The organism is Streptomyces sp. SID486, assembly GCF_009865385.1.
Lineage (GTDB): Bacteria > Actinomycetota > Actinomycetes > Streptomycetales > Streptomycetaceae > Streptomyces.
Genome location: NZ_WWJT01000707.1, coordinates 1 through 7437, shown reverse-complemented (window position 1 = coordinate 7437; position 7437 = coordinate 1). Strand labels below are relative to the sequence as shown.

The following is a 7437-nucleotide window of genomic DNA, read 5'->3' as shown; positions in this document are numbered from 1 at the left end:
GGCGCGGGCGCGGGGACGGCGGCCGTAGAAGCGGCGGGACCACAGGGAACCGGGGCGGGCGAGCCGGACCGCGCCGACCAGCGCGACCAGCGGCACCGCCACCCCGAGCACCGCGACCCGCGTCTTGCCCTTGCTCAGGGCGACGAGCGAGAGGACGAAGTTCGCGGCGATGTTGGCGATGACCGTGCCCCGGTCGGCCAGTTCCTCCTGGGTGAGGTCGTTGACGCCGAACGGCGAGAAGCCGGCCAGCAGCAGTCCGACCAGGGCGGCGGTGAGGACGACGACCTCGACGCTCTTGCGGCCGTCCTCGCTCCAGTAGACGTCGTCCAGGTGCAGGATCAGCGCGAACTCGTCCAGGACCAGGCCCGCGCCCATGCCGAAGACGAGGGCGGCGACGACTCCGCCCGCGCCGTGCCGGTCGCTGGCGACGGCACCGAAGCCGCCGACGACGGTCAGGACGACGCCGGGGACGACGTGGTGGATGTGCAGCCCGCCCGCCTTGACGTTGCCGAACGGGCCCTTGCCCGCCCGGATCAGACGGGTGATGACCCGGGTGACGACGAAGGTCACGACGAAGGCGCCGAGGGCGAGCAGCAGCGGGAGCTTGCCCGGCTCGACGATGTTGCGCACCCACCAGTGCCCCATATGCGCACCTTATCCCCGGGTGCGGAAGGGGGCCTCGGGACCGCCGGGTAACCTGCGCCGGTGTCCAAGTCCTCGCCGCACGACGGTCTCCGCTTCGCCTTCGGGACGCTCACCGTGCTGCCCGTCCGCGTGCACCGCTGGGACCGGCAGGCCGCCCGGGCCGGAATGCTGTGCGCCCCGGCGGCCGGACTGGTCGTCGGTGGCTGTGCGGCCGGGCTCGGCCTGCTGCTGCTCGCCCTCGGCGCCGGCCCGCTGCTCGCCGCCGTCGCCTCGGCCGCCGTACCGGCCGCGCTCACCCGGGGGCTGCATCTGGACGGGCTCGCCGACACCGCCGACGGGCTGGGCAGCGGCAGGCCCGCCGAGGACGCGCTGAGGATCATGAAGCAGTCGGACATCGGGCCGTTCGGGGTGCTCACCCTCGTCCTGGTGCTGCTGGCCCAGGTCGCCGTGCTGGCACAGCTCTACGGCGCCTCCTGGGCGCGGGGTGCCGTGGCCGCGGTGGTCTCGGGGGTCGCGGCCCGGCTGGCGCTCACCCTGGCCGCCCGCTCCGGGGTTCCGGCCGCCCGCCCGGAAGGGCTGGGGGCGGCCGTGGCCGGGGTGGTGCCGAAGGCCGCCGCGTCCGGACTCGCGGCCGTGGTGGTGGCGGCGGCCGGGGCGGCGGGTGCCGGTCTCGGCGGCTACGACGGCGTCCGCACCGCGGTCGCGGTGGCCGCCGCCGTGGCCGCCGCCGAGCTTCTGCTGCGTCACTGTGTCCGCCGGTTCGGCGGGGTCACCGGTGACGTGTTCGGTGCGGTCGCGGAGACGGCGGCGACCACCACGCTGGTCCTGCTGTCGCTCGGCCGGTAGCTAGGGGAGCCGCAGGGTGAGTGCCGACTGGAGCAGGCCCGGGGAGGCCCACGCCGAGCGTTCGCCGGCGTAGGCCGTGCCGAACGCCGTCGTGCCCAGCACCTGCTGCTGCCTGGTCCCCTCCGGTGCCGTCACCGGGATCTTCGTGCCGGACGGGGCGGTGACCGTCACGGTGTTGCCGATCCGGTAGGCCGTGACCCTGCCCGCGTCGACCGCGGTCTGCCACTTCGACCGGTTCTGCAGCTCGGCGCCGATGGCGCTCTGACGCAGGTTGACGATCGGGGTGTTGCCGGCGAACAGGGCCTGGTAGTCGGCGAGGACGCGGTCCAGCACCGGGTAGAGGATGCGGTCCTCGGCCAGGTTGGACTGGTGGACGTAGTGCGGGCGCGGGTCGTTGGCCAGCACGTGCCCGAGGTCGGTGTGGGCCTCGCCCGGCACGATGTGGTCCAGGTAGCCGGTGGCGGTGTCGACCGGCTCCGGCAGGCAGGTGGAGGTGGGGTTGTCCTCGCAGATGCCGCTGCCGCCGTCCGCCTTGGACGTGTAGATCCAGTTGTACTCGTCGGCCATCTCGGCCCTGGTCCCGGTGTTGTAGTACACGTTCATCGGGTAGCGCGGCACGGTCAGCGCGCTGCTGCCGACGGCCCGCTGCCCGGACTCGCGGGAGTTGTCCGACGCGGTCCACCTCACGCCGTTCAGGGCGAGGGCGGGGCCGAGGTTGGGGTTGTCCTGCGGTTGCTGCGGCAGGGTCTTCAGACCCGAGTGCTCGCCGGTGACCAGTTCACCGGGGTCGAGCGAGAGGCCGTGCAGCAGGCCCCAGTCGTAGTTGTTCGAAATCTCCCCGGAGATGTCCGCACGGCTCACCCACTTCGTCGACCCGTCGGCGTTCTTCTCGCACGTCCACGGCACGGTCGTGACGTCCTGGACGCAGCCGAGGAACAGGTGGGTGTAGGTGTGGTTCACCCAGCGGTACTCGGCCCTGTCCTTCAGCAGCTGGTCCGCCAGCGGGTCCTTGCCGCCGTTCTCGGTCTTCCACTCCTCGCCGGCGCCCGCGTTGTACACCATGTCCAGCGTGAAGCCGTGGCTCTGCTGCCAGGAGGCCAGGTACTGGGCGTCGGCCGCGGTCATCCGGATCGGCGTTGCGGTGTCGTCGCCGCCGCCCGCGCAGTCGATGTCGCCGGGGGTGCAGTTGCGCTCGGCGTCCCAGCGGGCGTCCGGCGCGAAGACGTCGTCGACGTGGACCGCGAAGTAGTTGCGGGCCTGCCCGAGGTGCACGCCCTGGGTCAGCCACTCGACCATGCCGCGGGCCAGCACCCGGAACTGCTGCTGGTACTGGTTGTAGGCGAAGGTCACCACCAGCTCGCGGCGGCTGTCGTGGGCGTATTCGCCGAGCAGGCTGCCGGTACCGGTGCCGCCGGGCACGGGGGTGTCGACGTAGCTGGTGAAGCCGGTGCGGGGCTGGGCGACGTAGCCGTAGCTCTCGTCCACCGAGGGGGAGTTGTCCTCGAAGGAGAAGGCGCCCTTCAGGTAGCCGAAGGGGCCGGCCCGGCCGGCCGGGGTGACGTCGGCGGGGCGGCCGTCGAGCGGGCCGGCGTAGCCGTTGCTGTCGGTGTAGTCGAGCCCGACCTCGGGATGGGCCCAGGTGTAGGCGTCGAGCTGCGGGATGCCGTACGTCCTCTCGTAGGTCTCCAGGGCCGTCTGCTCGGCCGAACCCGCTCCGAACGGGGCCTCGTTCGGCAGGACCACGCCCTGGAACCTCGCCCGCGGCCGGCCGCCGACGGTGTCGCCCAGGAAGGCGCTGGTGATGGTCGGCCGCCCGGAGTCGTCCAGGTCGACGGTGGTGTACGGGACGCCCTCGCTCTTCAGCTGGGCGGTGATCGCCCCGACGGGGCCTGCGCCGTCGTCGACGACCAGCACCCTCAGGTCGACGCGTGGCTCGGTCGCCGCCGAGGCCGGCGGCGCGGCGAGCCCGAGCGCGGTGAGCCCTGCCGCGGTGACGGTGACGCCGGCCGCTCTCCAGCGGCGCGTGCGGTGGAACATGACTGGTTCCTCCCCCCAGAGGATTCTCCGTGGTGAGTCCGCGGAGAAACAGTGGAAATCATGCGAACCGGTGGATCGGCGGCGCATCGGAACCCCGTGAGTGTGATGCAGGTCACGTTGCATGGCGGCCAGAAATGGCCTCTTCGCCACGCCCGGGTGAACACCCGAAGGAATGAGCGAAGACACGTACGCGCGTAGTCTCGTCCCGGGTGTTCGCCGACAGGGTGAGGGCCCCGGTTGCCACCTGCCCCCAGGCCGGGACCTAGGGTCGGCTCTCGGGCCCGGTCGACCCACCCCACTTCGGCCACAGCAACTTCACATCGGAAGCGAGATTTCACCACCGTGACTGCTCTGACTCTCAGCACCTCCGCGGCGCCCGGCCTGCGGGCCGACGCGATCGTGATCGGTGTCGCCAAGGGCGCCCAGGGGCCCGTCGTCGCGCCGGGCGCCGAGGCCGTGGACAAGGCGTACGACGGCAAGCTGGCCGGCCTCCTGGAGACCCTCGGCGCCTCGGGTGCCGAGGGCGAGCTGACCAAGCTGCCCGCGCCGGCCGGCTTCAAGGCCCCGCTCGTGGTGGCGGTGGGCCTCGGCGCCGGGCCCGCCGACGCGGACGCCGACACCGACGCCGGATACGACGCCGAGGTGCTGCGCAAGGCCGCCGGCGTGGCCGCCCGCGCGCTCACCGGGACCCGGAAGGCGGCGTTCGCGCTGCCCGTGGACGGCCCCGGCGCGCTCGGCGCGATCGGCGAGGGCGTCCTGCTCGGCGCCTACTCCTTCGACACCTACAAGGACACCGCCCAGGACGGCGGCAAGGCCAAGACCAAGGCCAGGAACGGCAAGGCGCCGCTGGCCGAGGCCACGCTGCTCGGCGGCAAGCCGCGCGACGCCGCCCACAAGGGCGCGATCGCCCGCGCGACAGCGGTCGCCGAGGAGCTGAACCGCGCCCGCGACCTGATCAACATGCCGCCGAACGACCTCACGCCCGCCGCCTTCGCCCAGATCGCGCAGACCGCGGCCAAGGAGCACGGCCTCAAGGTGCAGGTGCTCGACGACAAGGCCCTGGTCAAGGGCGGCTACGGCGGCATCCTCGGCGTCGGCGGCGGCTCGGCGGCCACCCCCCGCCTGGTGAAGCTGACGTACAAGCACCCGAAGGCGGACAAGCACCTGGCCTTCGTCGGCAAGGGCATCACCTACGACTCGGGCGGCATCTCGCTGAAGCCGGCCGGCCACAACGAGACGATGAAGTGCGACATGAGCGGTGCCGCCGCCGTGTTCGCCGCGGTCGTCTCCGCCGCCCGTCTGGGTCTGGAGGTCAACGTCACCGGCTGGCTGGCGCTGGCCGAGAACATGCCCTCCGGCTCCGCCGTGCGCCCGGGCGACGTGCTGCGGATGTACAGCGGCAAGACGGTCGAGGTGCTCAACACCGACGCCGAGGGCCGGCTGGTCCTCGCCGACGCCCTGTGGGCGGCCTCGCAGGAGAACCCGGACGCGATCGTGGACGTCGCCACCCTGACCGGCGCGATGATGCTGGCGCTGGGCAGCCGGACGTTCGGCGTCATGGCCAACGACGACGCCTTCCGCGCCACGGTCCACGAGGCGGCCGAGGAGGTCGGCGAGCCGGCCTGGCCGATGCCGCTGCCGGAGCACCTGCGCAAGGGCATGGAGTCGTCCGTGGCCGACATCGCGAACATGGGCGAGCGGTGGGGCGGCGGGCTGGTCGCCGGCCTGTTCCTGCGCGAGTTCGTCGGCGAGGGCATCACCTGGGCGCACCTGGACATCGCCGGCCCGGCGTTCAACGAGGGCGGCCCGTTCGGCTACACCCCCAAGGGCGGTACGGGTACCGCCGTGCGGACACTGGTCCGGCTGGCCGAGCTGACCGCCGCGGGCGACCTGGGCTGAGCCGTCCGGCGGCCCGGTCCGGTCCGCGGTACGGCGACCGAAGGGGCGTGGGGGCCGCGCGGCTCCCCACGCCCCTGTTCCGTCCGCGCCGGCGTGGGGTGTCTCACACTCCCTCCCGGCGTCTCGTCCGCCTCGAACAAGTGCAAAGATGGAGCCCGGCAGGACAGGGCCCCCACCGAAGGGCCGAAGCATCAAGCGGCCGGACACCAGCCGCCCGCCGGTCATCGTCGACCGGCCTACGGCGCACATGCATGGAGGACGTGACGTGGCGAACGACGCCAGCACCGTTTTCGACCTAGTGATCCTCGGCGGTGGTAGCGGTGGTTACGCCGCGGCCCTGCGCGGGGCTCAGCTGGGCCTGGACGTCGCCCTGATCGAGAAGGACAAGGTCGGCGGCACCTGCCTGCACCGGGGCTGCATCCCCACCAAGGCCCTGCTGCACGCGGGCGAGATCGCCGACCAGGCTCGCGAGAGCGAGCAGTTCGGTGTGAAGGCCACGTTCGAGGGCATCGACGTCCCGGCCGTCCACAAGTACAAGGACGGTGTCATCGCCGGCCTGTACAAGGGTCTGCAGGGCCTCATCGCCTCGCGCAAGGTCACCTACATCGAGGGCGAGGGCCGGCTGTCCTCCCCCACCTCGGTGGACGTCGACGGCCGGCGCGTCGAGGGCCGCCACGTCCTGCTGGCGACCGGCTCCGTGCCGAAGTCGCTGCCCGGCCTGGAGATCGACGGCGACCGGATCATCTCCTCCGACCACGCCCTCGTCCTGGACCGCGTGCCGAAGTCCGCGATCATCCTGGGCGGCGGCGTCATCGGTGTCGAGTTCGCCTCGGCGTGGAAGTCCTTCGGCTCGGACGTCACCGTCATCGAGGGCCTGAAGCACCTCGTCCCGGTGGAGGACGAGAACTCCTCGAAGCTGCTGGAGCGCGCGTTCCGCAAGCGCGGCATCAAGTTCAGCCTGGGCACCTTCTTCCAGAAGGCCGAGTACACCCAGGACGGCGTCAAGGTCACCCTCGCCGACGGCAAGGAGTTCGAGGCCGAGGTCCTCCTCGTCGCCGTCGGCCGTGGCCCGGTCTCGCAGGGCCTCGGCTACGAGGAGCAGGGCGTCGCCATGGACCGTGGCTACGTCCTGGTCGACGAGTACATGCGTACCAACGTCCCGACCATCTCCGCCGTCGGTGACCTGGTCCCGACGCTCCAGCTCGCGCACGTCGGCTTCGCCGAGGGCATCCTGGTGGCGGAGCGTCTGGCCGGTCTCAAGACCGTCCCGATCGACTACGACGGTGTCCCCCGGGTGACGTACTGCCACCCCGAGGTCGCCTCCGTGGGCATCACCGAGGCCAAGGCCAAGGAGATCTACGGCGCGGACAAGGTCGTCGCTCTGAAGTACAACCTGGCGGGCAACGGGAAGAGCAAGATCCTCAACACCTCGGGCGAGATCAAGCTCGTCCAGGTGAAGGACGGTGCCGTGGTCGGCGTCCACATGGTCGGCGACCGCATGGGCGAGCAGGTCGGCGAGGCCCAGCTGATCTACAACTGGGAGGCGCTGCCGGCCGAGGTCGCCCAGCTCATCCACGCCCACCCGACGCAGAACGAGGCGATGGGCGAGGCGCACCTGGCGCTCGCCGGCAAGCCCCTGCACTCCCACGACTGAGCCTTCGGTCAACGGGCGCGACGACACAGACTTCCGCAATTCGTTAGGAGCAACCGAAACCATGGCGGTTTCCGTAACCCTTCCGGCGCTCGGTGAGAGCGTCACCGAGGGCACTGTCACCCGCTGGCTGAAGGCCGAGGGCGAGCGCGTCGAGGCCGACGAGCCGCTGCTCGAGGTCTCGACCGACAAGGTCGACACCGAGATCCCCTCGCCCGCCGCCGGTGTGCTGGCCTCCATCAAGGTCGCCGAGGACGAGACGGTCGAGGTCGGCGCCGAGCTGGCCGTCATCGACGACGGCACGGGTGCGCCCGCCGCCGCCCCGGCCCCGGCCGCCGAGGAGGCTCCGGCCCCGGCCG

Annotated in this window: 6 protein-coding genes; 4 read left to right on the top strand and 2 right to left on the bottom strand. The window is 72.1% G+C overall.

Translation table 11 applies throughout. The features are described 5' to 3' along the window. Positions 1 to 645: hypothetical protein (locus GT045_RS33155; protein ID WP_161336463.1), on the bottom strand; the 645-nt coding region annotated here is incomplete at its 3' end. Positions 646 to 705: 60 nt separating this feature from the next. Here GT045_RS33155 and GT045_RS33150 point away from each other — a divergent pair. Next, the gene (locus GT045_RS33150) at positions 706 to 1491 is read left to right on the top strand and encodes an adenosylcobinamide-GDP ribazoletransferase (RefSeq protein ID WP_161297828.1); all 786 of its coding nucleotides are present in this window, start codon (positions 706 to 708) and stop codon (positions 1489 to 1491) included. Here GT045_RS33150 and GT045_RS33145 read toward each other — a convergent pair whose 3' ends face one another. Further along, a complete protein-coding gene (locus GT045_RS33145) occupies positions 1492 to 3528 on the bottom strand; it encodes a hypothetical protein (RefSeq protein WP_161336462.1) in 2037 nt (678 codons plus the stop codon). 342 nt (positions 3529 to 3870) lie between these two features. Between GT045_RS33145 and GT045_RS33140 the strand changes: the two genes are divergently transcribed. The 3 genes from GT045_RS33140 to GT045_RS33130 form a co-directional block, all read left to right on the top strand. Continuing rightward, positions 3871 to 5427: a leucyl aminopeptidase gene (locus tag GT045_RS33140; RefSeq protein WP_161297826.1), complete on the top strand. Its 1557-nt coding sequence runs from the start codon at positions 3871 to 3873 to the stop codon at positions 5425 to 5427. 265 nt (positions 5428 to 5692) lie between these two features. Beyond that, positions 5693 to 7081, top strand: a complete 1389-nt coding sequence (gene lpdA, locus GT045_RS33135) for a dihydrolipoyl dehydrogenase (protein ID WP_161297825.1) — start codon at positions 5693 to 5695, stop codon at positions 7079 to 7081. A gap of 61 nt (positions 7082 to 7142) precedes the next feature. Next, on the top strand, positions 7143 to 7437 hold a 295-nt coding region (locus GT045_RS33130), incomplete at its 3' end, for a biotin/lipoyl-containing protein (RefSeq protein ID WP_345942828.1).